At 57.5% G+C, this 26,854-nt stretch carries 26 protein-coding genes; 10 read left to right on the plus strand and 16 right to left on the minus strand.

Annotated elements, in window-relative coordinates; all coding sequences use genetic code 11:
• Positions 1–248 precede the first annotated feature (248 nt).
• The 4 genes from J7413_RS08015 (at position 249) to J7413_RS08030 (ending at position 4,394) form a co-directional block, all read left to right on the plus strand.
• A complete protein-coding gene (locus J7413_RS08015; RefSeq protein ID WP_209097548.1) occupies positions 249–1,340 on the plus strand; it encodes a fatty acid desaturase in 1,092 nt (363 codons plus the stop codon).
• Between the two features lie 60 nt (positions 1,341–1,400).
• Complete coding sequence (gene pth, locus J7413_RS08020; protein ID WP_209097549.1) at positions 1,401–2,120, plus strand: aminoacyl-tRNA hydrolase; 720 nt, start codon at positions 1,401–1,403, stop codon at positions 2,118–2,120.
• Positions 2,117–3,154: a DUF2332 domain-containing protein gene (locus tag J7413_RS08025; protein ID WP_209097550.1), complete on the plus strand. Its 1,038-nt coding sequence runs from the start codon at positions 2,117–2,119 to the stop codon at positions 3,152–3,154. Before pth ends, J7413_RS08025 begins: the two co-directional genes overlap by 4 nt.
• 73 nt (positions 3,155–3,227) lie before the next feature.
• Positions 3,228–4,394 carry a serine hydrolase gene (locus tag J7413_RS08030; protein WP_209097551.1) on the plus strand — a complete coding sequence of 389 codons (1,167 nt, stop codon included), beginning with the start codon at positions 3,228–3,230 and terminating at the stop codon, positions 4,392–4,394.
• A gap of 70 nt (positions 4,395–4,464) precedes the next feature.
• Here the strand turns inward: J7413_RS08030 and J7413_RS08035 are convergent, their stop codons facing one another.
• Complete coding sequence (locus tag J7413_RS08035) at positions 4,465–5,829, minus strand: FAD-dependent oxidoreductase (protein WP_209097552.1); 1,365 nt, start codon at positions 5,827–5,829, stop codon at positions 4,465–4,467.
• Positions 5,830–5,953: 124 nt separating this feature from the next.
• Here J7413_RS08035 and J7413_RS08040 point away from each other — a divergent pair, with 124 nt between their 5' ends.
• Together J7413_RS08040 and J7413_RS08045 are read left to right on the plus strand one after the other, a co-directional pair.
• Positions 5,954–6,325: a DUF2237 domain-containing protein gene (locus J7413_RS08040; RefSeq protein ID WP_209097725.1), complete on the plus strand. Its 372-nt coding sequence runs from the start codon at positions 5,954–5,956 to the stop codon at positions 6,323–6,325.
• 112 nt (positions 6,326–6,437) lie between these two features.
• The gene (locus tag J7413_RS08045; RefSeq protein WP_209097726.1) at positions 6,438–6,758 is read left to right on the plus strand and encodes an antibiotic biosynthesis monooxygenase; all 321 of its coding nucleotides are present in this window, start codon (positions 6,438–6,440) and stop codon (positions 6,756–6,758) included.
• 117 nt (positions 6,759–6,875) lie between these two features.
• Here the strand turns inward: J7413_RS08045 and J7413_RS08050 are convergent, their stop codons facing one another.
• The 3 genes from J7413_RS08050 to J7413_RS08060 all read right to left on the minus strand — a co-directional run bounded on the left by J7413_RS08050 (position 6,876) and on the right by J7413_RS08060 (position 9,509).
• Positions 6,876–7,133, minus strand: a complete 258-nt coding sequence (locus J7413_RS08050) for a hypothetical protein (protein WP_209097553.1) — start codon at positions 7,131–7,133, stop codon at positions 6,876–6,878.
• 197 nt (positions 7,134–7,330) lie between these two features.
• Positions 7,331–8,584 (minus strand): tryptophan synthase subunit beta, encoded by a 1,254-nt coding sequence (gene trpB / locus J7413_RS08055; RefSeq protein WP_209097554.1) that lies wholly within the window; start codon positions 8,582–8,584, stop codon positions 7,331–7,333.
• 97 nt (positions 8,585–8,681) lie between these two features.
• The gene (locus J7413_RS08060; RefSeq protein WP_209097555.1) at positions 8,682–9,509 is read right to left on the minus strand and encodes a LysR family transcriptional regulator; all 828 of its coding nucleotides are present in this window, start codon (positions 9,507–9,509) and stop codon (positions 8,682–8,684) included.
• Between the two features lie 91 nt (positions 9,510–9,600).
• Between J7413_RS08060 and J7413_RS08065 the strand changes: the two genes are divergently transcribed.
• Positions 9,601–9,768 (plus strand): hypothetical protein, encoded by a 168-nt coding sequence (locus J7413_RS08065; RefSeq protein ID WP_209097556.1) that lies wholly within the window; start codon positions 9,601–9,603, stop codon positions 9,766–9,768.
• Here the strand turns inward: J7413_RS08065 and J7413_RS08070 are convergent.
• From J7413_RS08070 to J7413_RS08085, 4 genes are all read right to left on the minus strand, one after another.
• Positions 9,765–10,409, minus strand: a complete 645-nt coding sequence (locus tag J7413_RS08070; RefSeq protein WP_209097557.1) for a phosphoribosylanthranilate isomerase — start codon at positions 10,407–10,409, stop codon at positions 9,765–9,767. The two genes, J7413_RS08065 and J7413_RS08070, sit on opposite strands and share 4 nt — an antisense overlap.
• Before the next feature lie 39 nt (positions 10,410–10,448).
• Positions 10,449–10,799: a LapA family protein gene (locus J7413_RS08075; protein WP_209097558.1), complete on the minus strand. Its 351-nt coding sequence runs from the start codon at positions 10,797–10,799 to the stop codon at positions 10,449–10,451.
• A 3-nt stretch (positions 10,800–10,802) separates the two neighbouring features.
• Positions 10,803–11,084, minus strand: coding sequence for an integration host factor subunit beta (gene ihfB / locus J7413_RS08080; protein WP_209097559.1), 282 nt, complete (start codon positions 11,082–11,084; stop codon positions 10,803–10,805).
• 291 nt (positions 11,085–11,375) lie between these two features.
• Positions 11,376–12,656, minus strand: coding sequence for a DUF3422 domain-containing protein (locus J7413_RS08085; RefSeq protein WP_209097560.1), 1,281 nt, complete (start codon positions 12,654–12,656; stop codon positions 11,376–11,378).
• A 287-nt stretch (positions 12,657–12,943) separates the two neighbouring features.
• Here J7413_RS08085 and J7413_RS08090 point away from each other — a divergent pair, with 287 nt between their 5' ends.
• The 3 genes from J7413_RS08090 (at position 12,944) to J7413_RS08100 (ending at position 15,964) form a co-directional block, all read left to right on the plus strand.
• Entirely contained in the window at positions 12,944–14,740 is a 1,797-nt protein-coding gene (locus tag J7413_RS08090; protein ID WP_209097561.1) for an aminopeptidase P family protein, read from the plus strand.
• A gap of 83 nt (positions 14,741–14,823) precedes the next feature.
• A complete protein-coding gene (locus J7413_RS08095; RefSeq protein ID WP_209097562.1) occupies positions 14,824–15,168 on the plus strand; it encodes a DUF427 domain-containing protein in 345 nt (114 codons plus the stop codon).
• Between the two features lie 139 nt (positions 15,169–15,307).
• A complete protein-coding gene (locus J7413_RS08100) occupies positions 15,308–15,964 on the plus strand; it encodes a DUF3299 domain-containing protein (protein ID WP_209097563.1) in 657 nt (218 codons plus the stop codon).
• 6 nt (positions 15,965–15,970) lie between these two features.
• On the opposite strand, the gene J7413_RS08105 is transcribed toward J7413_RS08100, so the two are convergent.
• From J7413_RS08105 to J7413_RS08140, 8 genes are all read right to left on the minus strand, one after another.
• Positions 15,971–17,659, minus strand: a complete 1,689-nt coding sequence (locus J7413_RS08105; RefSeq protein ID WP_209097564.1) for a chloride channel protein — start codon at positions 17,657–17,659, stop codon at positions 15,971–15,973.
• 141 nt (positions 17,660–17,800) lie between these two features.
• The gene (gene recN, locus J7413_RS08110) at positions 17,801–19,447 is read right to left on the minus strand and encodes a DNA repair protein RecN (protein ID WP_209097565.1); all 1,647 of its coding nucleotides are present in this window, start codon (positions 19,445–19,447) and stop codon (positions 17,801–17,803) included.
• A gap of 34 nt (positions 19,448–19,481) precedes the next feature.
• Positions 19,482–20,336 (minus strand): outer membrane protein assembly factor BamD, encoded by an 855-nt coding sequence (locus J7413_RS08115; RefSeq protein ID WP_209097566.1) that lies wholly within the window; start codon positions 20,334–20,336, stop codon positions 19,482–19,484.
• A 108-nt stretch (positions 20,337–20,444) separates the two neighbouring features.
• Positions 20,445–21,368, minus strand: a complete 924-nt coding sequence (gene lpxC, locus J7413_RS08120; protein WP_209097567.1) for a UDP-3-O-acyl-N-acetylglucosamine deacetylase — start codon at positions 21,366–21,368, stop codon at positions 20,445–20,447.
• 211 nt (positions 21,369–21,579) lie between these two features.
• On the minus strand, positions 21,580–23,259 hold the full coding sequence (ftsZ, locus tag J7413_RS08125) for a cell division protein FtsZ (RefSeq protein WP_209097568.1): 1,680 nt from the start codon (positions 23,257–23,259) through the stop codon (positions 21,580–21,582).
• 369 nt (positions 23,260–23,628) lie between these two features.
• Positions 23,629–24,963 (minus strand): cell division protein FtsA, encoded by a 1,335-nt coding sequence (gene ftsA, locus J7413_RS08130; RefSeq protein WP_209097569.1) that lies wholly within the window; start codon positions 24,961–24,963, stop codon positions 23,629–23,631.
• The gene (locus J7413_RS08135) at positions 24,960–25,853 is read right to left on the minus strand and encodes a cell division protein FtsQ/DivIB (RefSeq protein WP_209097570.1); all 894 of its coding nucleotides are present in this window, start codon (positions 25,851–25,853) and stop codon (positions 24,960–24,962) included. Before J7413_RS08135 ends, ftsA begins: the two co-directional genes overlap by 4 nt.
• The gene (locus J7413_RS08140) at positions 25,841–26,755 is read right to left on the minus strand and encodes a D-alanine--D-alanine ligase (RefSeq protein ID WP_209097571.1); all 915 of its coding nucleotides are present in this window, start codon (positions 26,753–26,755) and stop codon (positions 25,841–25,843) included. The genes J7413_RS08135 and J7413_RS08140 overlap by 13 nt, the downstream gene beginning before the upstream one ends.
• Positions 26,756–26,854: the final 99 nt, after the last annotated feature.

The raw sequence follows: 26,854 nt of genomic DNA on the forward strand, positions 1-26,854 counted from the left end.
CCTCTTGAAATTTTTAACATTAAAAAACATATACTTATGGCGAAAACCGGCAACCGAAGCACCACAAGTCACGACAAAATGTGCGAAATCCCGCACGGGCCTGACGGAAGTTGTGCGAAAATCCGCACAACCATCCTACGCCCTGCCCTATCTTGTGAGCGCTATCAATTGGCGCGCTGCTTTTGCACATTGACCCGCCATGATCGTTGCGTAGGCTGGCACCACCTGAATTTGAGCACCATAATCCAATGTCTGATACCGCCACGCGACCCAAGGGGATCTCTCCGCAGTCCCGCCGCCACAATGAGATGCGCAAAGCCGCGCTGGCGGCGCATCCCGAACTGAAAGAGCTTTCAGGACCGCAACCGCTGACGGCGCTGGCATTGCCAGTCCTGCTGATGGTGCATTGGGGGATTGCCTGGCTGATCTCCGACCAGCCGATCTGGATGATCGGACTCACCGCCTTTCTGATCGGGCAACTGGTGTACCACTCTGCCGCCTCGCTGATCCATGAGACCTGCCACAAACTGGTTTTTCGTGCTGATCGCCCAAAGCTGGCTTTTGATCTGGGACTGGAATTCATCCTCACCTCTTATGGCAAGCAGCTGACCTACCAGCATCAGCATGTCACCAGCCACCATCCCTTTATTGGCGACTATGACAACGACTATGAACATGAAGACCTCTGCGCGCTGCAGGCGCGGTTTGCGATTGGGAAAACCAGCCCTGCGCTTCAACATGCGCTGACTGTTCTGACATTGATCCTGCATGCGTTGCCTTTGGGATCCGTCTTCATCGCAGACAAGATTCTGCCGCCGCTTTATGCTTGGGCTTCTGGCCGACCGGTGCGCGACCCGGAGCCGCGTTTCACAGGCACGTCCCCAGACGCACAGGAGATGCGGCCTTTTATCGTCATATCCGTGATGTCCAATCTGGTGCTGCTGGCTCTGCTCGGCCCCTGGGCGTTGCTTTATCACCTCTGGTCGCTGTCTTTTTTCCTCGGCAAGCTGGGCGTGACCAACCTTGGGCAATCCCTGACGGAGCATCCGGGTGATGACGAGGTGAACCCGACGCGCTCCACCTATGGGCCGATCAACTGGCTGCTGTTCAACACGGGCTATCACAACGAGCATCACTCCTTCCCCAATGTGGCATGGACGCGCCTGCCCACCCTGCGGCGGGTGGCGCCGGAGGTGTTTCATGCTGAGGCGGAACAGAGCTATGTGGGCGCATGGTGGGACCATGTGCGCCATGATTTTACCGCATCACGACGGTTGAAGCTCCATGACGAAGACCATCTGCCCCGCTGTGAAGGCCGCTCCGCTGAACCTGCGGAGTGATTTGCCACAGCTGCACCGCGTGATTATACTGCATCGCAGAAATTACAGCGAGCAGATCACATGAAACTCTTCGTCGGCCTTGGCAATCCGGGGTCCAAATATGCGCAGAACCGCCACAATATCGGCTTTATGGCGATGGATCAGATTGCGGCGGATCACGGCTTTGCACCCTTCAAAGGCAAGTTTCAGGGCGCGCTGACCGAAGGGCGACTGGGCCGTGAAAAGGTGCTGCTTCTGAAGCCTGAAACCTTCATGAACCTCTCCGGCCAATCGGTGGGTGAGGCGATGCGATTTTACAAGCTCACCTCGCAGGACGTTGTGGTTTTCCATGATGAGCTGGACCTTGCGCCAGGCAAGCTCAAATACAAAATGAGTGGTGGACACGCGGGCCACAATGGGTTGCGTTCCATCCATCAACATATTGGCGAGACCTATGGCCGTGTGCGCATGGGGATCGGCCATCCGGGGCGCAAAGAGCTGGTGAGTGGCTATGTGCTCAAGGATTTTGGCAAAGCCGATCAGGATTGGCTCGACGATATGTTGCGCGGGATTTCTGATGGTGCAGCCCATCTGGCAGAGGGCGACACTACCAAATTTTCCAACGCGGTCGCCATGCGGCTGAACCCGCCACGTCCGTCTACAGGCACAAAAGGCCCGAAAGCAAACAATGCCCCTGCCCCAGCCAAGGCAGCAGCCTCGAAACCAAAGGCCGCGACCAACACTGCTCCAGAAGAGGACAGTCGCAGCCCCTTACAAAAACTGATGGATAAGTTTTCGTGAGTGCGCTGGGTGCAGCACTTTTAGAGCAGGCGGGCCACTGCGAGGCGTTAGACAGCCCATTCATGGGGCGCCTGTTGCGCCTGCTTTCTACACATTGGCCCGCAGACACCGAACTGGCCTCAAGATGCGCCGCATACACAGGGGATATCGGGCCAAAGGGCCACAGCCTGCCATTGCGGATCGCCAGTGGGCTGCACGCTTTGGTTCTCAAGCAGGTCGATCAAGCTTTGACAGCGGTCTACCCGCCCAACGTTGCCACCGATGCGGAGCTTGGCCACGAAGTCCTGGCGGCCTTGCAGCGCCACGATGCTTTTCTGTGCGACTGGATCACCAATGCGCCACAAACAAATGAGGTGCGCCGCAGCGCCGTTCTGATTGCTGCGGCACAGTTGCTGAACGAGCGCTTTGGCCTGCCGATGAAGCTCTCTGAGCTTGGGGCCTCTGCCGGGCTGAACCTGATGTTTGACCACTTCCACCTCGCCGTAGGTGATGGCTATGGCCCCAAAAGCGACGTAGTGCTGACGCCGGGCTGGCAAGGCGCGCTTCCTCCACTAGGCGCGCTTACTGTCGTGGACCGGCGTGGCGTTGATCTGCATCCCCTCGATAGCCATGATCCGGAACACGCGCTGCGGCTGCAGGCCTATCTCTGGGCCGATCAAGCAGAGCGCATCACCCGCACCCGCGCGGCCATCGCACTACAAGATGCTGAGGTGGACGCCGGGGATGCAATTGATTGGCTGGAAGCGCGCGTTACCGCTCCTCAGGACGGCGCGCTGCATCTGATCTACTCCACCGTGGCTTGGCAGTATTTTCCCGTTGAAGGTCAGGCGCGCGGCACCAAAATTATGGAAGCTGCGGGGGCGCAGGCCACTGAGGCGGAACCGTTGGCGTGGCTCTCCTACGAGGCAGATTCAGAAACGCGCGGTGCGGCGCTCACATTACGCCTGTGGCCCGGTGATGTGACTATTGATCTGGGCCGTGCTGACTTTCACGGCCGCTGGGTGGACTGGCGCGCGCCAGAGAGGCTCACCTAACGTCAGCATTGCAGCCCTGCCCCGCAAGATGCTCAAGTTGCGTTAAATTTGAGGCATTCGGGGGAGAACGAAGATGCGTAGATTCGGGAAGTGGCTGGGCCGCATATTGCTCATGCTGGCGCTGGCGGTCGTGGCGGTCTATTTTCTCAAACGCGAAGAGATCACCCGGCTTCTGGCGGTGAACTCATTGTTTAGCGAAGAAAAGATCGTTTCAAACTTCTCCAATATGGACACGCTTTTTCTTACTGCGGACATCGCGCAGGGCGACACAGCGGTCAGCCCCCTGCCAATCGGCACTGCGATGCAAATGCCAGACCGCTTTGACAGCTGGCTCAAAGAGCGTGCCGTGACCAGCGTCGTCGTGCTCAAGGACGGAGCGGTTGTGCATGAAAGCTACCATCAGGACACCGCTCCCGAAGACCTAAAGATCAGCTGGTCGGTGGCAAAATCTTATCTGTCCTCGCTCATGGGCATTGTGCTGGCGGAAGGCCACATCGAGAGCCTTGACGATCCGGTCACCAAATACGCGCCTTTGCTCAAAGGCTCCGCCTATGACGGCGCAACCATCAAGAACGTGCTTCAGATGTCTTCAGGGGTGACTTTCAACGAGGACTATCTGGATTTTCATTCTGATATCAACCGTATGGGCCGCGTTCTTGCATTGGGCGGTACATTGGACGGCTTTGCCGCCGGTCTCAGCGAAACCTTTGTCGCGCCGGGCACGCAGTTTCAATATGTCTCGATTGATACCCATGTCATCGGGATGGTGATCCGCGGCGCCACTGGCCGCTCTATCCCCGATCTCATGAGTGAAAAAATCATCAGCAAACTCGGGTATGAGGAGAGCCCTTACTATGTCACGGATGGCGAAGGCGTGGCCTTTGTGCTGGGCGGCCTCAACATCCGCACCCGTGACTATGCCCGCTTTGGCCAGATGATCCTGCAAGAGGGCCAATATGGCGACGAACAGATTGTGCCAGCTGATTGGCTGGCCGCCGCCACCGTGCCCAGCGCCAACACCCAGCCCGGCAAGCTGCACTATGGCTATCAGTGGTGGATGCCCAAAGACCCTCGTGAGGGGGAGTTCTTTGGCATCGGCGTTTATGGGCAATACATCTACATCAACCGCACTGAGGGCGTGGTGATCGCGGTGAACTCTGCGGACAGGAAGTTCAAGGACAGCGGCGTGACCGATGGCAATATCGCGCTGTTTCGGGAAATTGCGGACACCGCACGCTGAGCGCTTGCAAACGGCGGGGGCTGGCTGCCCCCGCACCCCCGCGGATATTTAAGGCAAGAGGAAGCGCGCGTTAATGGACCCGCGCGCCCTGTGCTTCCAATCCCGCCTGAATGTCAGAGATATTGAGTGCATCCAGCGCGCGGTTTTGCTTCACAGCGAGTGCGGCAGCAACGCCTGCCCCCTGCCCGATCACCGCACAACAGGCCATATTGCGGGTGGCCGCATGGGCAATCTTGTGCCCCGCAGTGGCGCGGCCAGAAATCAGTAGGTTTTTCACGCCTTGCGGCAGCAGGTTGCGGTAAGGCACCTCAAAATAGCGCCCTGTGGTGGGCAGGATCAAAACGCCATAGCCGTCGATGAACTCCGGGAAGATCCCGATACTGTCTTCAAAACGCCCCTGTTCGCGCACATCCAGCTCGCTCATGGCATAGACTGTGTCCACCTTGCGCGTGTCGCGGATGCCCAAAGTCATGCCGAAGTTTCTGAGGCGCGCGTTTTCGCAGCCCGGCAGGAAGCGTTTGAGCGCCTCAATGGCCAGCATTGTCTGGCGACGTCCTTCGATTTCACCCTGCGTCAAGCTATCCGGATCAGTACCATCAATCCCATCGAGATGGATGAGGTTCATATAGGTCAGCTCGCCCGTGTCATGCATCGCCCCCCAGGTGCCCGCGATGGTGTTCAGATGCGGCGGGATCAGCCCGGCCTCAATCGCCTGGGCAAAGGGTTTGTAGAGGAAGGGGGAAAACATCTGATCCTCTTTGCCAGAAGTTTCGATGTTCCACTCTCCGCCGCCACCCCAATCGGCGTAGGTCTGTGGGTCTGCCTTGATGCCCTCCATAAAGGCGCTTTTGTCGACACCTGCGAGGTGGAACATCACCGAGGCCGCCATCAGATCTTCGCGCGGGGCCATATGACAAGGCGCGCCCGCTCGGTGCGCCACATCCGCATCGCCGGTGGCGTCGATCACCACTTTTGCCAGGATCGCCTCACGGCCCGCCTTGGATTCGGTAATGATGCCTTTGATCTCATTGCCTTCCATGATCGGGGCCACAAAGGCGCGGTGCAGCATCGGGTGGATGCCCGCTTTCTGCACCATCTGATCCGCAACAAATTTGAAGCCTTCGCTGTCAATCTCATAGCTGAGCGACTGGCTTTCGGGCACAGCCGCGCCAGCGTCTTTGGCGGCATCTTCAAATTCCTTGGGAATGCCCATGCTTTCGACAGTCTGCTCGTGGCGATACCAATGCATGCCTTCGACACCCACAACGGTGATATTGCCGCCAAAACAGCCGAAGCGCTCCACCAGCGTGACCTCCACACCAGCACGCGCAGCGGCCAGTGCTGCCGAAAGACCGCCAGGGCCCGAGCCCACGACAAGCACATCGGTTTCGTGAATCACATCAATTTGGCGGGCGGGTTCGGTAATCTGTTTCATAGGCGCCATGCTTCGCGCACCCGGTTGCAACGGTCAATTCATTTCTTGAATGAACGTTCAATTTTTTCAAAGATCCACTCTCCCATTGCCGTACTGACACAGCCCGTGCCATGGTCACCTCATGATGAAACAAGATGCCTCCGTAAACGTGTTGGGCCAAAAGCTGGCCTCCTGTTCCTTGGATCCTGTCACCGGTTTTTTCCGAGATGGTCATTGCAACACCTGCGCAGAAGATCAGGGCAGCCATACGGTCTGCGCCGTGATGACCGCAGAGTTTCTGGCATTCTCCAAATATGTGGGCAATGACCTGTCCACACCCCGGCCTGAGTTTAACTTCGCAGGGCTCAAACCCGGAGATCAGTGGTGCCTCTGCGCTGCGCGTTTCCTGCAGGCGCATGATGAAGGCTGCGCCCCAAAGGCCAATTTGGAGGCCACCCATCAGCGGGCTTTGGATATTGTGCCGCTGCATGTGCTGAAGGCGCATGCGCTCTCCTGACCGATTGACGCTGTTGTGCGATCTGTGTCAGGTGCCTGCACAGACGCAAGCCGCCTTGCTTGGTTAGCCAGCGCTCCGTGCTCAACACAAAATGCAAGAGAAAGGCACCGCTATGGGCTATATTGCCATGAACCGCTTTAAGATCGCGGAGGGCCGCGAAAGTGACTTTGAAGAGGTCTGGAAATCACGCGAGAGCCGCCTGAAAGAACTTGATGGCTTCCGCGAATTCCGTCTTTTGAAAGGCCCAGCCGGCGAAGGGTATACGCTTTATTCCAGCCACGTGCTGTGGGACAGCCGCGCAGATTTTGAGGCGTGGACAAAATCCGAACAGTTTCGGGATGCACATCGCAACGCCGGTGCAAGCAAGACTGAAGGTGTGATTGTGGGCCCGCCACAATTCGAAGGGTTTGAGACCGTCCTTCACGAGGCATAAGCCAAAGGCAAGTGGGGCCCGCAACCGCAGGTGCCCCGTTCAAAGCAACAAACGACAAAGCCCATGTTGCATTGGCGGCGCGTGATGTGTTTCGCGCGCCGCTCACTCAGCCGACATCTAAAGCACAAAGCGGTGCGGATATGGCATGCTGCGCGGACGTGTGAGTGTGTGCGGCACCGAGAGATACTCTGTTTTGGGCATTTTTCCTGAGGCGCTTGCCACCACCGTCAACTGGCAATCTGTGAGGATATACTCGATATCCTGATAGCCTTGCGCACGCATTGCACTGACCACCCGCTCTGCAAGACGTTTGGCGCGATTAAGGCCCGTGTTCTCAAGCGTTCCAAACTCCGATTTCGCTCTATCATTCGCCATATCACTCTCCTTTTCTGAAACATCAGAGGCTGCTTTTGCGCGAAATCTGCGCGGCCATCTGTCTGTTTAGCTTAGGGAGAGGATCGTGCGACACCGCATGTGCGTGAGGTGAAGTTAATGTTCTTTCGTATAGCGGCTGCGCAAAAGAAAAGAGCGCCATGAAAGGCGCTCTCTGTCAAATGCTTGTCTGACACGCCTTAGTCGGCGGTACGGCCTTCGGTGTCAGACATGTCAAAGCCCAGATGGCGCGCCACGGTTTGAACGTCTTTATCGCCGCGGCCACACATGTTCATGACGATGATATGGTCTTTGGGCAGATCGCCTGCGATTTTCATCACATGGGCCAGCGCGTGGCTTGGCTCAAGCGCAGGAATGATGCCTTCCATCGCGCAGGAGAACTGGAACGCCTCCAGCGCTTCTTTGTCGGTGATGGAAACATACTGCGCGCGGCCGGTATCATGCAGCCAGCTGTGCTCTGGCCCGATGCCTGGATAGTCCAGACCCGCGGAGATGGAATAGCCCTCAAGGATCTGTCCATCGTCGTCCTGAAGCAGGTAAGTGCGGTTGCCATGCAGCACACCAGGGCGGCCACCGGTCAACGAGGCGCAATGCTCCATCTTCTCATCCACGCCACGGCCACCGGCCTCAACGCCGATGATGTTGACCTCTTTGTCATCCAAGAATGGATAGAACAGGCCCATGGCGTTGGAGCCGCCGCCAATGGCAGCGATCACAGTATCCGGCAAGCGGCCTTCGCCTTCCTGCTCTGCAAGTTGCCAGCGCACCTCTTTGCCGATGATGGATTGGAAATCCCGCACCATCGCCGGATAGGGGTGCGGACCAGCCACGGTACCAATGCAGTAGAATGTGTCGCGTACATTGGTCACCCAATCACGCAGAGCATCGTTCATCGCATCTTTCAGCGTGCCGCGGCCCGAGGTCACAGGCACCACTTCGGCCCCCAAAAGGCGCATGCGGAACACGTTTGGCGCCTGACGCTGCACATCATGCGCGCCCATGTAGACCACACACTTCAGGCCAAATTTCGCGCAGACGGTTGCCGTCGCCACACCGTGCTGGCCTGCACCGGTTTCTGCGATGATGCGAGTCTTTCCCATACGGCGTGCCAGAATGATCTGGCCAAGCACATTGTTCACCTTGTGCGCGCCGGTGTGGTTCAGCTCGTCACGCTTCAAATAGATCTTGGCGCCGCCCAGCTCTTCGGTGATGCGGGAGGCAAAATACAGCGGGCTTGGGCGGCCCACATAGTGTTTCCACAGATCGTCCATTTCCGCCCAGAAGGTCGGATCATCCTTAGCCTTTTCATATTCTGCTTGCAGATCAAGGATCAGCGGCATCAGCGTTTCACTGACAAACCGCCCGCCAAAATCGCCAAACCGGCCATTTTCGTCAGGGCCAGTCATAAAGCTGTTGAAAAGATCGTTGGACATATGCGTCTCTCCCTTGCGTCGCCTGTACCTAAAACGCCGTACACAAGGAGAGCAAGCGCAAAGCGCGCCCGCAAGGTCTCGTCTGACAAAAGGTTGCTCACTTACGCGCGGTCAAGATTTCAGCAACGGCGTCCAAAGCCGCCCTTATGGGCGGATCATGACGCGCATCATGGTGACACACCAACCATTCTTCGCTGGTCAAATCATTGATGATTGGACTCACCTGCTGCAATCCAGGCATGTCAGACGCGAAGCTGGTCGCCATGACGATGCGCCCAACGCCAGCCTGCGCCAAATTCACCAACGTATAAGAGGAGCTCGCGGTCGTCAGAACATCTTCGCCATGATGCGTGTGTATCCACCGAGTCGAGGCGGTGGGCTCTGGCCCCTGTTGCAGCGTGATGTAGCCGGAGACAGTGTCACAAACCGCAAATTCGGCAAACTCGACCTTACGCGTTCGGCGTCCAGCCAGCCACGGCTGATCGGGCCGCCGGTTTCGCACCCCAATGTCCGCATCGCGCCTAGCGATGTCGAGCATTTTGGAGCCTTCGACAAACTCCAAACGCCATGGATCGCTTTTGCTCCAAACCGTTCCCAGCCGTCGCGCAATATAGCCTGCGGTCAGACTGCCTGCAGTCAACCGGACGCGGACGGCTTCGGGATTGGCAAAGACCCGCGTCAACCGCGCGCGTACGGCGCGCAGATCATCCAATTGATCCAGCAACGCGCGCCCTTCGGTGGTCAATGCATAGCCGCGCGGCCCACGCTCAAACAGCTTGCGGCCCAATTGACGTTCAAGGTTTGCCATCTTGCGGCTGAGCGTGGGAACCGTCGCGCCTGAGCGCCGCGCCGCGCCCGCCAGCCCTCCGGTTTCGGCCACATCCACAAACAGCCCCAAATCATCCAAGGATGGAGATCGTTCCATTTTTGAAATCAAACTCTCAAAATAGCCACCTAATAATGAAATGATTTACGGGCCATGATCGTCAAGTCTTTTCCCAACAAGGACTTGAACAATGGCCCATGTGCTTCCTCCCGAGCCCCCGCTGCCTGCCCGGCCACTTACCACTTATGCCAAAGAGCAAGAGATTTTTCGCGCCAAAGCGCGCGCCAACAAAAAGCGCCGTCACTTGCGGCGCTTAGTGAAGTTCAAAAGATGGATAAAACAACTGTTTGAGCTTTAAACAGCGCTTAGCGCAGCTTTCATAAAGGCCTGAATCATACCGACATCTTTCACGCCCGGCGCGCTTTCGACCCCAGAAGACAGATCCAGTTGCTGCGCGCCCGTCATCTGGATAGCCTCCGCCACATTGTCGACGGTCAAGCCACCAGCGAGCATCCAAGGGCGCGGCCAATCTGCGCGGTTTACCAAACGCCAATCAAAGGACAGGCCGTTTCCGCCGGGCAGATCAGCATTCTTTGGAGGCTTTGCATCAACAAGAAGTTGATCGGCAACCGCGCCGTAAGTATCAATTTTGGCCACATCTTCAGCATCGGCAATGCCAATCGCCTTCACCACCGGCAGGCCAAAACGGCTGCGCACCTCTGCCACGCGCTCCGGGCTTTCACTGCCGTGCAATTGCAACATATCTAACGGCACAGCGGTCAGAAGGTTTTCCAGAAACGTGTCGTCCGCGTTCACGGTCAATGCGACCTTGGTAAGGCTGTCAGGCGCAGAGTTTGCTAGCAGGCGCGCGCGCTCAAGACTCACATTTCGCGGGGATTTTTCAAAGAAAACGAAACCCACATAGGCCGCGCCAGCCTCCGCTGCCGCAACCACATGTTCAGGCTCTTTCAGCCCGCAGATCTTTACCCGAATGGTCATAGAAGTGCTCTACCCTAGATGCGCAGCAAAACGCAAAGCTCAGCTGGCTTCATCCAGAAGCGCGAGAACTTCATCTTTTTTCTCAGCCTCACGGCCTTTAAGACGACGCACTTCGCGTTTGGTTTGATGCAGCTCACGCTCTGCTTTGGTTTTATCAGAGCGCATGCGGTGTTCACGCATCCATTCCCAAACAAAACCGATCAGCAGCCCCACGACGATGGCGCCCAGAATCACGAGGAAAAGAGGCAGCTGAATGCTGTGGTTAAGCCCAATCAAGTCGCTCAGCGCCGGAGGCAGCAGTGTCAGTGTCACAAGGTCCCGGTTTGCGAGTGCAACCGAAATGAGGGCGATGCCCAGCGCGCCAAGAAAGGCGTAGCGAATGTAGCGCATGGCTTACTTTCCGTTTAGTCGATCCCGCAACAACTTGCCGGTCTTAAAGAACGGCACGTGTTTTTCATCTACATCTACCGATTCACCGGTGCGTGGGTTGCGCCCAGTGCGCGCATCGCGCTGTTTCACGGAAAATGCGCCGAAGCCGCGTAACTCTACGCGGTCCCCACGGCTCATCGCCTCTGTGATTTCATCAAAAATAGTATTCACTATGCGCTCTACATCGCGCTGAAACAAATGAGGATTTTCGTCTGCAATTTTTTGAATCAATTCCGAACGGATCATCGGTGTCTATCTCCCTGAGGGCGTGCAGGTCTTACCGCGTGCATCTAACTGACTATAGGAAGAAAGCGGGCCAACGGAAACGGAAACCCGATGTCAGTTGGTGGAAAACCGCTCAAATCCACAGAATTCGCATGGTCGAAGCGTTATTTCTGACAGTTTTTGCCAAAGCGCAACCCCTCAAAGGCAATAGATTTTGCGCCGCAGCGCGGCAAGAAGCCTTTGATTCGCAACAGAAAGCCCATGCCAGAGGCGCCGCGCCACCTGAATTCTGCCTTGCTCTGCGACGACAGTTTAATGCATGCGCGCCTTTATCTTGCGCACTGTCCACCACACCAAGGCCACAACGACCGGCGTCAGGATCGCTGTCAGCATGCCTTTGCTCAGCCCAACCAGGGCGGCCAAAGGATAGGTGGCATAGGCCGCAAGCGACACACCGTAGTAACTGATGGCAACCACCGAGAGACCTTCGACCGTTTCCTGCAGGCGCAGCGCCATATCCGCGCGGCGGTCCATACTGGCGAGTAGCGCCTGATTTTCCGCCAAGCGCGCGACTTCGACCTTTGTGCGCAGCAATTGCGCCGCGCGTCCGACACGCTCTGCAAGAGATTGCATCCGGGTTTCGCTGTGCTTCACGGTGCGCATTGCCGGATCATAGCGCCGCATCATGAATTCCTGAAATGTCTGGCGCCCCTGGAAACGCTCCTCACGCAGCACTTCAATGCGCTGGGACACAATGGTTTCATAGGCCGCTGTCGCCCCGAAGCGAAAAGAGGTCTCAGCAATGAGATGTTCCAAATCACCCGACAACGCCAGCAGGCTCTGCAGTGTTTCAGCCGCATCCCCTTCTTGGGTGCGCAGCTCTCCCATCAACTGACCGGCACCATCTTCGAGCGCGCTCAATTCATCTGAAATCGCACGCACCCTAAAATAGCCCAGCATCGACATGGATTTATAAGTTTCGATCTCACAGAGGCGCTGCACGACACGTCCAACCCGGCGCACGCCGGTCTCTGGCGCGACAAAAACAGCCATGCACTGATGCCCGTTGGCGGCGATGCGAAAATCGCTTGCCACCACGCAAGACCCATCCAGTACGTAGTTTACCGCCACTGCTTCCTGTAGAAACCAACTATCAATCTTGGTGTTGATCTCATCCTCGTTTGGCATCGGCTCTACGCGGATCGCCACCGACGTCACACGCTGCCCCGGCGCAGCGGCGAGCCAGTCTTCCGGGAAAACATCAAAATCCACTGGATCAAAAGCGCGCGCGCTCAACTGCGGCAGAAAAACCGAATAGGCCACAAATTCTGCGTGCTGCTCCCATTTGAGGGTGTCGCGCCCGATCTGGCAGGTGAAATGCGTGGCCCCAGGCGGTGGGTGCGCCACACCGAAGCGGTCAAGCAGGTTTATCAGATGTGCGCGCGCAGCTTGTTCGCGTGCCCCGATCTGCTCCCGCGGGATCCTCCATGCCACGAACACCGCGCGACAAGGCACGTCAAGCGTTGGAAAAGGGCGCGCGTGCAGTTCGTTGGCGAGCTGGTAGCGCAAAGGGTGGTCAGTGATTGAGTGCATTATCCTCTCCGGCGCGGATCGCAGTTGGCCAGAGCCTACGCATCTAGATCACTTTGTAAATTCATATTTTTCAATGCCTTATGTGAATGCCACGGTATACCAAATCAAAGCGACTACGCGCGAAACGAATGCGTAGACAAAACGCACCCTGCTAAGCTTTTGCGGCGCAGCCCGTTTGAAGCGGCGCGCGCCCAAAGCCTGCCAACGGACTTGTCATTGAGGCCAGATCGCGTATCACTGAACACGCATTCAATGTGCATCCCACAGTCAGCCGATGGAGCTCAAACATGTTTCAAGAATTCAACGTGACAGCGCGGCCAGAGCAAGGCCCAGATCGGCTGAAAACTCTGCGAAAAGCGCTGTTGGCACAAGGTCTTGACGGCTTCCTGGTCCCGCGTGCGGATGCCCATCAGGGTGAATATGTTGCCCCACGCGACGACCGTCTGGCATGGTTGACAGGGTTCACAGGCTCCGCCGGGTTCTGCGTTGTGCTGGCTGAGATTGCGGGCGTTTTTGTTGACGGGCGGTATCGCACCCAAGTGAAAGAACAGGTGGCAGACTGCTACACACCGGTGGATTGGCCCGAAGTTTTGCCTGGACCTTGGATTGTAGAGCATCTGGGGGCCGGTCGTGTGGGCTTTGACCCTTGGCTCTATACAATTGGACAACTTGAAGCGCTGCAAAAGGCGGTTGTTGGCACGAACATTCAATTCGTACCAGTGGCCAATCCGATTGATGGAATTTGGGAGGATCAACCGGATGCGCCGATGGCCCCGGTGAAAGCCCACCCAACGGCCATCGCAGGGGAAAGCCATACCGACAAGCGCGCGCGGCTGGCAGCGTCTCTGAAAGAGGCGGGTCATGACGCGGCGGTGATCACCCTGCCCGACAGCATTGCCTGGCTGTTAAACATCCGCGGTGCTGACATTCCACGCAATCCTCTGGCGCATGGCTTTGCCATTCTGAACGCAGATGCAAGCGTGGATCTGTTCATGGCCGCGCCGAAACTTGCAGCCGTGATGGATCATCTTGGGGCTGACGTACGCGTGCATGCACCTGAAGATTTCATTGCATACCTTACAAAATCCACCGGTACCGTGCGGCTGGACAAAGGCAGCGCCCCGATCGCTGTAGAAGCGGCTGTGGCCCAGAGCGATGCAAAGATTGCTTATGCACAGGATCCCTGCGTGATGCCGAAAGCGCGCAAGAATGCCGCAGAGATTTCAGGCATGGTTGAAGCGCACCTGCGTGACGGCGCGGCGGTCAGCAGCTTTCTCAACTGGTTTGACACACAAGACAAAACCACGCTCACCGAGATTGATGTGGTGCGCAAATTGGAAGAAAGCCGGCGTGCAACCAATGCGCTGTTGGACATCAGTTTTGAAACCATTGCAGGCACCGGTCCGCACGGGGCGATCATGCACTATCGCGTGACCGAAGACACCAACCGCCAGCTAGAGGACGGTGACCTAATGGTGCTCGACAGCGGTGGGCAATATGCCGATGGCACCACCGACATCACACGCACCCTGCCAATTGGCGCGGTCGATCAAGAGGCCAAGGTGGCGTTCACGCGTGTCCTGCAAGGGATGATTGCGGTGACACGTATGCGGTTCCCCAAAGGGGTCGCAGGCAGCCACATAGAAGCGATTGGTCGCCTGCCACTCTGGATGGCGGGGCAAGATTTTGATCACGGCCTTGGGCACGGTGTGGGTGCGTATCTGTGTGTGCATGAAGGGCCACAAAGGTTGAGCCGGGTGAGTGATGTGCCGCTTGAAGTGGGCATGATCCTTTCCAATGAACCCGGCTATTATCGCCCCGGCGCCTTTGGCATTCGCTTGGAGAACCTGATTGTGGTTGAAGAGGCCCCCGCCCTGCCTGGTGGGGACGATCATCGGGAGATGCTTCAGTTTCGCACATTGACCTATGCGCCAATCGCCCGCGATATGATTGTGACAGAGATGCTCAGCGCAGATGAACGAGATTGGCTTAATGACTATCATGCGACGTGTCGTCAGCTTCTATCGCCACGTCTCGCGCCAGAGGTCAAACTGTGGTTGGATGATGCGACTGCGCCGCTTTGAAACAGCGGCATGTCGTTTGGGCTGACACCGTGCTGTCACAAAGCGACGATAGTGGCATCTAAAACACAAAGAGGGTAGCAGACATGACCGGCAACATCACCATTCGCAAAGCAGAGGGCAATTGGGTCGTGCGGGCTGGCGGCGCCATTTTGGGCGAGAGCAGCGCGGCACTTGAACTGAGCGAAGATGGCTACAAGCCGGTCATTTACTTCCCACGTGGTGATATTGCGACCGCCTTTCTGGACGACAGTGCAAAGACCACGTTCTGCCCTCACAAGGGAGATGCACGGTATTATTCTATCGTCACAAAAAGCACGACCATCAAAGATGCTGCATGGGGATACGATGCCCCGGTTGAAGGCGTGGAGCGCATCAAGGACCACCTCGCCTTTCATACATCCGAGCAGGTCGCTGTAGAGCGAATTTAAACGGCGCTCTGATCACCTGCAAAAATCGGCTCGCGATGATTTGTTTTGCCGCAGCCGTTCACTTTTGCCAGCCTTGACACGATACTGCATAGTGCAGGGGCAACTCTGCAATGCGCGCATCAAAGCAAGGACAACCGATATGAAACTTGTTGTGACAACGGCGGCAATGGCATTGATCGCAGCCTCGCTTGCGGGTGCCGGACACTCCGCTGAAGCGCGTGAAATCGGATGGGAAGAGCTCACAGGGCCAACCACGCCGATTGAAAACCCGTTTGAAACGCTCACAACCGAACAAATGGAAAATCTGGCACGCGTGTTGCGTCTGGACACAATTGCAGAAGAAGACAACGACAAAGACGCCGCAGCCGATGCCAAAGCGTTGCGCGGGGTGCTTTATGATCAGGGCGTGAAGGTGGATTTTCTGCTCTCAGAAAGGTTGCGGATCATGGCGCAGCTCGAAGCGGAAGCCAGCGCACCCAATGCTGAGGTTGTTGGAAAGACCATTCGCATTCCCGGCTACCTGTTGCCTCTGGAAATGAACGGTGACACCGCCACAGAGTTTCTGCTCGTGCCCACAATTGGGGCCTGCATTCACGTCCCGCCGCCGCCCGCCAACCAGATTGTGCGCGTCAGCTATCCCGAAGGGTTTGAAACCGATGGGTACTACACGCCAATCTGGATCACCGGAGAGCTGCGCAATGAACCCAGCGTGAGCGAATTGTTTCTAGTGGATGGGTCTGATGATGTGAGCGCGACCTATCAGCTGAAAGCCACCTCGGTTGAACTCTATGAGTAAGTCTGCCTAGGAATGCTCTTCAGCGGCGGTTTCTGCCAGCGCTTTGTTATAGGCCCGCAGGGCATCCACGTGAAAGACCGCTCCCAGCAGCGCGGGTGAGGCATCTTCTGCCACAACAGTCACCACGGGAATGAAAGCCTCACCTGTGGCCTCAAACATCGGCATGAGGCTTTCCAGCGTTGCATTTCCGCTGACATAACACCCCTCTGCCACCATCTCCCAGCACCGCGCCTCAGGTGCAGCTTTGGGATCATCTGTCAGCCGCATCACCTTGGACACACCACAGAGCGCCAGCAAATAGGCCTGCGGGCCAGCGGCGATATGCACATTGCGCCGCTCAAGCTGCGTGAGAAAGAACGAGCCATCCACCAGTCGCGAACTAAAGGCGGTGGAGATGGACACAGCCACCATCACCGCCAGACCGGTTTGCCAGTCGCCTGTCAGCTCAAACACAATCAACGTGGTCGAGATCGGCGCACCAAGCACGGCGGCTGCCACGGCGCCCATGCCTGCAAGGGCATATAGTGTGGTGGTGCCGGACACATCCGGGAAAATCGCAGTGGCGATCATGCCAAATGCCAACCCAGTCAGCGCGCCAAGCATGAGTGCCGGAGAAAACACGCCGCCGCCCATGCGCCCCGCCATAGTGATGGACACCGCAATGACTTTCAGGACGGCAAACACCACGGCCTCATGCAGCAGCAACTGACCAGTGAGCGCGGCAGAAGTGGTTTCATATCCCACGCCAATAATATGCGGAAACCAAATCGCCAAAATGCCCAACAGGCTGCCGGAAATCGCCGGCCGCAGCCAGCGCGGCATGCGCAACTCGTCCTGCACATGATTGGCCATATCTTCGGCCCAGAATATCGTCCACATCAACGCGACAGCCACAAGCCCACAGACACCGCCAAGGATCAGGAAAGCTGGCAGCTCTTGATAGAATTGCAGCGCGGTGCCGGTGTTGAGGGTGAACTCGGTCACGTCCCCGAATTCAAGCCGGTTGATAACCGTGCCAGAAACTGCCGCGATGACAATTGGGGCAAAGGCGTGCACCGCAAAGTGGCGCAGCACCACCTCCAGCGCAAAAAGCGCCCCTGCGATGGGGGCGTTGAATGATGCGGAAACCGCCGCCGCCACGGCGCAGCCCAGCAGGTCACGCCCGGTGATGCCATTGGCGTTGATACGATCGCTGACCCAGCTCGAAATCACCCCCGCGATATGCACCACTGGGCCTTCACGCCCTGTGGAGCCGCCAGAAGACAGGGTGATCAGCGAGGCCAAAGCGGATGCAATACCGGCCCGTTTTTCCACGCGGCCCTCGTGCAAAGCGGCGCCTTCTATGGCATCCGCCACAGAGCGCACACGCCCGTCAGGTGTGAAATGATGCAGGATCAGGCCAACAACCAATCCGCCCACCGTCGGGATCACCAGCAGCCAATACCACGGCAAGGTATAGGCAAAGCTGTGCAGCTTGGTCAGATCCTCAGCGCCATAGAGTGTCGATTGCAGCCAATGGATGCCTTTGCGGAAAAACAATGCGGCAAACCCAGCGGCGATTCCAATGCAAAGCGCGATGATCCAGAACTGAAATTGGCTTGGCCCCTTCTCCAGAAGCACACGCCATCCGCCACGACAGGTGTTTGCCGCGTCTTGAGCGCTTTCCGCCAAAAAGGAGCCTACCGATTTCGCCATCGGGCCGCAAAATCTCCGGGAGTCAGACCAACAGAGGTCTCCCATGCTCTACGCGGGAATTGCAGCCAAAGCAAAGGGGTATGCGGTGAGTCTCACGCGAATTTGGATAAATGTGCAGGCGACGCCACGGCTTTGACCGGTTCAGCCCAAAAGCGCCTTTGCAGCGGCACGTGCCTCAACCGTGATCGTGTCGCCAGAGATCATGCGCGCGACCTCATCAATCTGTTCATCAGCGTTCAGAGGCACCACGCGACTGAGCGTCTGATTGTTTTTAACGCTCTTTTCGACACGCCAATGGTGCGCCCCAAGCGCAGCCACCTGGGGTGAGTGCGTCACCACCAACACCTGACCACCTTCGGCCAAGGCTTTGAGACGACGCCCCACAGCATCAGCAGTCGCCCCGCCAACACCGCGGTCGATCTCGTCAAAGATCAAAGTCATGCCGCTGATGTCGCTGGTCAGACAGACTTTAAGCGCCAGCAGGAAGCGACTGAGTTCACCCCCCGAGGCAATCTTGGCCAATGGCCCAGCAGGGGCGCCGGGGTTGGTGGCAACCACAAACTCCACCGCATCACGCCCTTCTGGCCCGGCATCCCCTGCGGTGACGCGGGTTTCAAACACGGCACGTTCCATTTTCAGAGGTGCCAGTTCGCCCATTACAGCCTTGTCCAACGCTTTGGCCGCTGTCTGGCGCGCTTTGGTCAGGGCATCAGCCGCAATGTCATAGGCCGCCTCAGCCGCTTTCAGATCGGCGGTCAGGCCAGCGATATTGCCTTCGCCTGCATCAAGTGCAGCCAGTCTGTCACGCAAGTTCTGGGCAAATGTGCCCAACTCATCGGGCGCAACCCCATGCTTCCGGGCCAAGGCTCGGATGGCAAACAGGCGCTCTTCGATCTGCTCCAACTCATGCGGATTAAAGTCCAGCGCCTCAAGGCAGCGCTCTACACCATCGACAGCATCACTCAGCTCATTCAGGGCACGTTCCAGTGCGGCCACCGGCGCCTCAAGCGCATCGCCGGTTTCCGCCAATGCTCCGTCGAGCCAACGCAGCGCATCGCCCATGGCGCTTTCCGCACCGCCATTGCCAAGCGCAGCATGGGCACGACTGACGTCTTCTCGCACCTTCTCTGCGCCCTGCATCATACGGCGGCGGGTGTCGAGTTCTGCCTCTTCGCCGGGCTGTGGATCCAGCTTATCCGCTTCAGCAACCGCGTGCCGCAGAAAATCCTCTTCGGCTTTCGCCTCTGCCAGCGCGGTCTCCGCCACATTCAGTGCTTTTCTTGCCTTGGTCACAGCCGCCCAGGTCGAACGGGTCTTTGCACGGCGTTTGTCCGTCTCTGCAAAGATGTCCAAAAGATCGCGGTGCCCCTTGGGGTTAAGCAATCCACGGTCATCATGCTGACCATGCAATTCGACCAAGGTTTCAGACAGACGGCGCAGCACTTCGCCGGACACCCGACGGTCATTGACCCAAGCCGTTTTGCGTCCGTCCGTCCGGTTGACGCGCCGCAGAATCAACTCTTCACCGCCCGGCAGCCCCGCCTCTTCCAGAATGGCGTGCGCGGCATGGTTTTCTGGCAAATCAAATTCGGCGACAACCTCGCCCTGCTCGGCGCCAGCGCGCACCAGTTCCGCGCGACCACGCCAGCCAAGCACAAAACCCAGACTGTCGAGCAAAATGGACTTACCGGCCCCGGTTTCCCCCGTCAGCACGTTCAATCCCGGCTGAAACGCCAGTTCGAGCCGATCAATGATCAGCATGTCGCGGATATCGAGAGAACGCAGCATCTGGATCAGTTGGCAGGGCGCAACCTGCGCGCCGTTACAGCCATTGCCCCTTCAGGGTCTGGCGATAGACTTGACCAAGCCAGCCATCATCAGCGGCTTCCAACTCCAACCCTTGGCCTTTCAACAGCTTGTAGCTGTCTTCGTACCACTGAGTGGCCTGGAAGTTGTAGCCAAGGATAGCCCCGGCGGTCTGGGCCTGCTGCACCAGCCCCAATGAGAGATACGCCTCAACAAGGCGATGCAAGGCCTCTGGCGTGTGGGTGGTGGTAGAGAAGTCTTCAACCACCACACGGAATCGCTTGATCGCAGCGGCATAGTGATCACGGCGCAGATAGTACCGGCCAATCTCCATCTCTTTGGATGCAAGGTGGTCAAACGCCAGATCAAATTTCAGCGCGGCAGAGCGGGCATATTCACTGTCTGGGTAGATTTCGATCACTTTGCGCAGCTCTTGTAGGGCTTGAAAGGTCAACCCCTGATCCCGCCCAACTTCGTCAATCTGATCATAATAGCTCAACGCCAGCAAATACTGTGCGTAAGCCGCGTCTTCATCCGCAGGATAGAAATCAATATAGCGCTGCGCAGCGGCGCGGCTCTCAGGATAGCTGTTGTCTGAGTGATAAGAGAACGCCTGCATGATCAGCGCACGTTGTGACAGCTCCGAATAAGGATAGAGTCGCTCGATCTCAGAAAAGAAGAAAGCCGCATCCGTCCCGCGATTCCGGGCCAGTTCAAACTCGCCACGTTCATAGATCTGTTCTGGGGTGAATTGCTCCAGATCGATCAAGCCACGACGTGCATCACTCGCATCATTGTCGCCGCAAGCCACTACAACGGCCAGCGCCAGAACCGATCCCAGAAGACGCGCCCGCGATCTGATGCCTGACATAGTGCTCAACCTTCTCTTCCCCGCGGGACACACCCACCATTCCAGAACGCTGTTAGCATAGAATTTTCCGGGGCAAAACGCCTTTGGGTGCAATTCTTGCAATCACTTTCAAGCGACCGCTGGAACCTCGCCCATATGCACACCTGCCCCTGGCAGACGTGCGGCTTGTGCGGCAGTGCATTCCACCATGCGCCAAGCGGTAGGATCGGCAAACAGCTCGCGCAGCAGTGCGTTGGTCAGAGCGTGACCCGCACGATGCCCACGATATTGTGCCAAAAGCGGCGCTCCTGCGAGATAAAGATCGCCCAGAGCATCCAACATTTTGTGGCGCACAGGTTCATCAGCGTGGCGCAAACCACCCTGCGCACTGACCTTGGCACCATCAAACACAACGGCGTTTTCCGTTGGGTCCCCGCCCAAAGCGAGACCATTGGCCTGCATTGCTTCGACATCTGCCTGACGACAGAATGTGCGGCTGTCACAAAGCTCGCGCACAAAGCTGCCATTTGCCAGCGTCAAGCCTTTGGTTTGCTGACCAATGGCTTCGTCAACAAAATCAATGTGAAAATCGATGCGCATCTCTGGCGCTGGCAAAAGTTCTGCCACGGCTTCGCCACGTGTGACCGAAACAGGCTTCAGAACTTCGATCGCCCAAACGGCAGCACGCTGCTGCACAATGCCTGCCCTCAGGAAACCGCGCACAAACTCTGCCGCGCTGCCATCCAGGATCGGAACTTCAGGAGCATCAATTTCGATCAGAGCATTGTGGATGCCGCATCCTGCAAGCGCCGCCATCAAATGTTCGATGGTGGAAACCGTCACACCGGCTTCATTCAGGATTCGGGTGCAGAGTGCGGTTTGCTCAACCACATCCCACCGCGCAGGAATCATCGCGTCGCCCACCAAAATATCCGTGCGCTTGAACCAGATGCCATAGTCTGCCGATGCCGGGCGCACCGTCAGGTGCACTTCTGCTCCGGAGTGGAGGCCTGTTCCAACGAAATGGACTGGTGTTTTCAATGTGGCTTGCACGGTGATCCTCAACGGTTACGCGGCGCACCCCAATTGGCCGCAATAGTGAGGTAGTGCGTTGCACCTGTCTTCTCAAATAAAGCTTTGCAACGGACTGAAACATGTTTGTAACACTTCGGCAAAACATCGCCATGAAACATACAACCCACTGACTAAAAACAAAAAAAGGCCGCCCAGTTAGGACGGCCTCTTCACGTGTTAAGATAGTTTTTCAGTTCGCTTGACGGCGCAGGAAGGCTGGAATTTCAATCCGTTCCTGATCTTCGTCCATTTGCGCAGCAGGCGCTTGTGTCTGGACTGCCGGTTGCTGACGCGCCACGGGAGCTGCCTGCGCAGGACGCGCGGCGGGCTGCTCTGCGGCATGGCCTGTCATCTTGTTGATGAGAGAGTTGATGCCAAAGCGCGGGCGCTCTTCTGCGCGCGGCTCTTGGACGGGTGCAGTCGGTGCAGGACGCGCTGGCGCAGCTGGTGCCTTTTCAACCGCAGCCTGCAAACGCTGCATCAACTGAGGTGTCGGAGTGCCAGGCGCTGGACGCTGAGGCGCAACAAAATCTTGCGGCTCTTCTTCCTCAAACATCTGGGATTGGACCTGCTGTGTGGCAGCAGGCTGATACGCAGGCGCTGGCACATCAGCACCTGCCGACGCCGCATCGAATGTTGGCGTTGCTGGTGCTGGCTCCTCAAAGATGTCTTCCATCTGCTCTTCTGCAGCGGCGCGCTGTGCGTCCATCTGCGGGAACAGGGATGGCTCAGCTGGAGCCGCGGCCGCTGGCTGTGGCGCTGGTGCATAAGCAGATGGCGCTTCAGCAGCCGGTGCAGGCGCTTGTTCCACAGGCGCTGCCGCTGCGGGTGCCGCTTCGGCCTCCGCCTGTGGGAGCGGCGCCTTCATAGAGCGGCGCGGCAATGGCATGGCCGCGTTTGCTTCAGCCGCGTCAATACCAGTCGCGACGACAGATACGCGCATACCACCCTCAAGGGAGTCATCCATGGTGGAGCCAACGATGATGTTTGCGTCTGCATCCACTTCTTCACGAATGCGGTTCGCAGCTTCGTCCAGCTCAAACAGGGTCAGATCGTGACCGCCGGTGATGTTGATCAGAACGCCTTTCGCACCGCGCAGGGAGATCTCGTCGAGCAGCGGGTTGGCGATTGCCTTCTCTGCCGCCTGGATCGCGCGATCTTCGCCGTTTGCTTCCCCGGTGCCCATCATGGCTTTGCCCATCTCGTCCATCACGGCGCGCACGTCCGCGAAGTCAAGGTTGATCAGGCCCGGACGCACCATCAGATCGGTCACACCTTTCACGCCCTGATACAGAACATCATCTGCCATGGAGAAGGCTTCAGTGAAGGTGGTTTTCTCGTTGGCCAGACGGAACAGGTTCTGGTTGGGAATGATGATCAGTGTGTCGACCATCTTCTGCAGCTGCTCAACGCCTTCTTCGGCCTGACGCATACGCTTTGCGCCTTCGAACTGGAATGGCTTGGTGACAACACCAACGGTCAATACACCAAGCTCACGTGCGGCCTGTGCGATAATTGGTGCCGCACCGGTGCCGGTACCGCCGCCCATACCTGCGGTGATGAAACACATGTGTGCGCCTGCGAGGTGATCCACGATCTCCTCGATGCTTTCCTCAGCGGCTGCGGCACCAACGGTTGCGCGCGCCCCAGCACCCAGACCTTCGGTGACCTTTACGCCCAGCTGCACACGACTGTCAGACTTGCTTTGCTGCAATGCCTGCGCATCGGTGTTCGCCACCACAAACTCAACGCCTTCCAGCGCCTTGTCGATCATGTTGTTAACGGCGTTGCCGCCTGCGCCGCCTACACCGAACACGGTGATGCGGGGTTTCAGATCACCCTCATCGGGCATCGTCAGATTCAAAGCCATAAAACTGTCCGCCTGTTGTTTACCCGCCACAGCGGGCCATTTTCTGCCTACTCCAACACATTATTAAACACGCTTTGCGGAATCGTCATCCCAAAAAGCGCATTTTGCCACAAAATGTGGAGGAAAAATTCAGAAACTAGCGGTATCTTGCCGAAACCGCGACATTTTGCGGGGCAATCCACACGCAGCACAACACTACGGAGCCAATCGAAGCACCCTTAGCGCCCCGATACAGCTATATTTTTATGTTAAAGACCCTGCTCGGCCTGCTTGATCCGCATTTTTAGCGGTTACTAAAACATTAACGGCGCAGGTGCGGAAGGTCACCCCCTAAAAGCCCCTTTCGTTGCTTTATCCCCAGTTAAAACCTCACCAATTTTCACGAAACCAACGCACCGCCTTGTCAAAGGGGCGCACACCATAGCGATCCACCGGCAAGTCGAAGTCCCACCATTCGTCTTGCGGATGGGTTGCGAACAGACACATCCCTACGGTCGCTGCAAATCCCGGTCCGGTTGCCGCCTGAGGCAAACCATGCACGCGCATCGGACGCCCAAGGCGCACTTGTTGCCCGAGTATTTTGGATGCCAATCCATCCAGTCCGGGGATCTGACTGCCCCCGCCCGTGAGCACAATTTTCTGGCTTGGCAAATGCTCAAACCCAGCGATATCCAGGCGCGCACGCACCTCTTCGAGGATCTCCTCAACACGTGGACGCATAATGCCAATCAGCTCTGCCCGGCTGACAGAGCGGCGGTCGTGCTCCCAATCCCCTGTGTCTCCGGACAGTTCGATCATGTCGCGATCATCCATGCCCGTGGCCACAACACCGCCATAAAACGTCTTGATCCGCTCTGCGGTCGCCATCGGCACCTGCAGCCCCATGGAAATGTCACCGGTAACGTGATCACCGCCCATGCGCACCGTATCGGCGAAGATCATGTGTTTCTTCATGAAAATTGACAGGCTGGTCGCCCCACCGCCCATATCGATACAGGCCGCGCCCAGCTCTTGCTCATCTTCTACCAAAGCTGACATGCCAGACACATAAGCCGAAGAGGCAATCCCAGCGAGCTCCAAGTCGCATCGCTTGATACAATGTACGAGGTTCTGAACGGCCACTTTGTCGACAGTTAGCATGTGCATATCCGTCGTAAGCACTTGCCCCACCTGGCCGCGCGGATCGTTCAAACCTGAGCGATGATCCAGTGCGAAGTTCACAGGCTGTGCGTGCAGCACCTCTCGATCCGCACCATAATCGGGCACATCACAAGCTGCCAAAACACGCGCAACATCCTGCTCGCCAACAACCTGCCCCGCCAGCTCAATCTGACCATCCAGACCATAGGAACGCGGCTCTGCACCGGAAAAACAGGCGATCACATGATCCACGCGGATCTTCGCCATTTTTTGTGCTGCCTGCACCACCGTACGAATGGCACGTTCGGTCTCCTGCATGGCGTCAATCTCGCCAAACTTCACGCCACGCGACATGATGGTGTTGGCCCCGATCACACGAAAGCCGCTTTGCCCAGCCATAGAGCCGATGCCCTCGACACTGGCCAGCCGATCAGTGCCATCAAAGCGCAGCACGAGGCAGGCAATTTTGGATGTGCCGACATCCAGAACCGCAATCACACCGCGTTGCATGGCCGCTTTGCGCATCGCGCGCATGGCGCGTTGGCTTTGATACAGCTCTGTCATTGTCCTGTTGTCCCCAAAGTTATCTGACTGGTGCGCCACCAGTCTTCAACGGCATTCTCTGTCAATTGAATGGTGGGACGACGCGCCAGCCGCATATCCACCACTGAAATATCACGCTCCAAGAGTTCCTGAGCGGCGTTGAGCGCGACAACGCGATCAAGCGCCTCAACGGCCCCGTGTTCGGGCAGCAAAATCCGCTGATCGCGGGTCAGAACCACGTCCCAACGGCGCTCCCCCACGCGCACCAATCCGATCAGGCGATCCGAGAGCGGACCCGCAGCCGAAAACAGAGACAACGCCTCGCGCACATGCGCATCTGCGCCCTCTCCCGCAATCAGCGGCATCGCCGCATGGGCATGGCGAGACACCGCTGGCCCGGTCACATGACCGTCTGGGTCAACCAGTGTCAGACCTTTGTGGGTGCGCCACACCACAACAGGCGTGCGCTCTGCGATATCAAGCTGCAAAACACCGCCAGTGCGCACGCGCACCGATGCGCTTGCCACAGCGGGCAGCTCCGAAATCTGCGCCTTTATCGAAGGCAGGTCCAAATCAAAAGAGCTGGTTGGAAAGCTCAGCGAAAGAATATCGCGTATATCTTCTGAAGTGCCATCAGAGGCTCCCTCAATTGCCATTGCGCTGACCATGAATTCTGGGCGCGTCGCAATCTGATGACGCAAATCGTTGATCGCGAGATTGAGGTTTTCACGACGCCCTTCATCGGCGAAGTACACCATTCCAGCCCCAGCAACGACAGCACAGGGCACAACCGTGCGCAGGCAAAACCGGAACAGCGGCGTCAACATCAGCCGCTCAAAGCGATAGGCCCACCGGCTGGGCGCCAGATCTTGGCGCGCCTTTTGTCGCTTGCCGGCCCTCAACGATCGCATGATGCGTCCTCCACCATCCAACTGCAAAAGTCGGCAAAAGACAGACCTTGAAAAGCGGCTTGTTCAGGTGACAGAGAGGTCGGAGTCATGCCCGGTTGGGTATTGACCTCAAGCAAAATCAACCCTTCCAGGCCACGGCTTTCATCCCAGCGAAAATCGGTGCGCGACACCCCGCGACAGCCCAGAGCATTATGTGCGCGTACAGCGTAGTCCATGCAGGCGTCATAAATCTCTCGCGGCACCTGCGCAGGGATTTCATGGAGCGAGCCACCTTCGGCGTATTTTGCCTCATAATCATACCAGCCATCGGTGATGATATCCGTCACCCCCAAGGCGCGATCCCCCATCACGGTGGTCGTCAATTCGCGGCCAGGCGCATAGCTCTCCACCATCACCTCATCCGGCATGGTCTCTGCCAGTTGAGGGGGCGTGTTTGCCCCCGCGTTCACGATGTAAATCCCGACAGAGGAGCCTTCGTTATTGGGCTTCACCACATAGGGCGGCTCCATCACATGGCGCAGGGACACATCAGCCTTGTCAGCAATCACACTTTCAACCACGGGCAACCCAGCAGCTTTGAAAGCTTCTTTGGCACGTTGTTTGTCCATGGCCAATGCGGACGCAAGAACACCGGAATGCGTATATGGAATGCGCAGCCACTCAAAAATGCCCTGCACACAGCCATCTTCGCCCCAGCGGCCATGCAGTGCATTGAAAATCACATCGGGAGAAATCTCTTTCAGGCGCGCAACAAGATCCGACCCAGCGTCGAGCTCTACGGTCTGATATCCTGCGTCCCGCAGTGCAGCAGCGCATTCACGCCCTGTGGAGAGCGAAACCTCGCGTTCTGCAGAGGGTCCGCCCATCACAACTGCAACTTTGGGGTTTGTCTGCTCTGACATACCCTACGTGCCTCAATGTCCCGAGCCGTTTTCGGCCCTGTTCTGGTTTGAGCCCTTCGGACTCGTTATCGCGGCCTTGTTCAGCCGCATTTTTATTCA

The organism is Shimia sp. R10_1 (assembly GCF_017744095.1).
GTDB lineage: Bacteria > Pseudomonadota > Alphaproteobacteria > Rhodobacterales > Rhodobacteraceae > Shimia.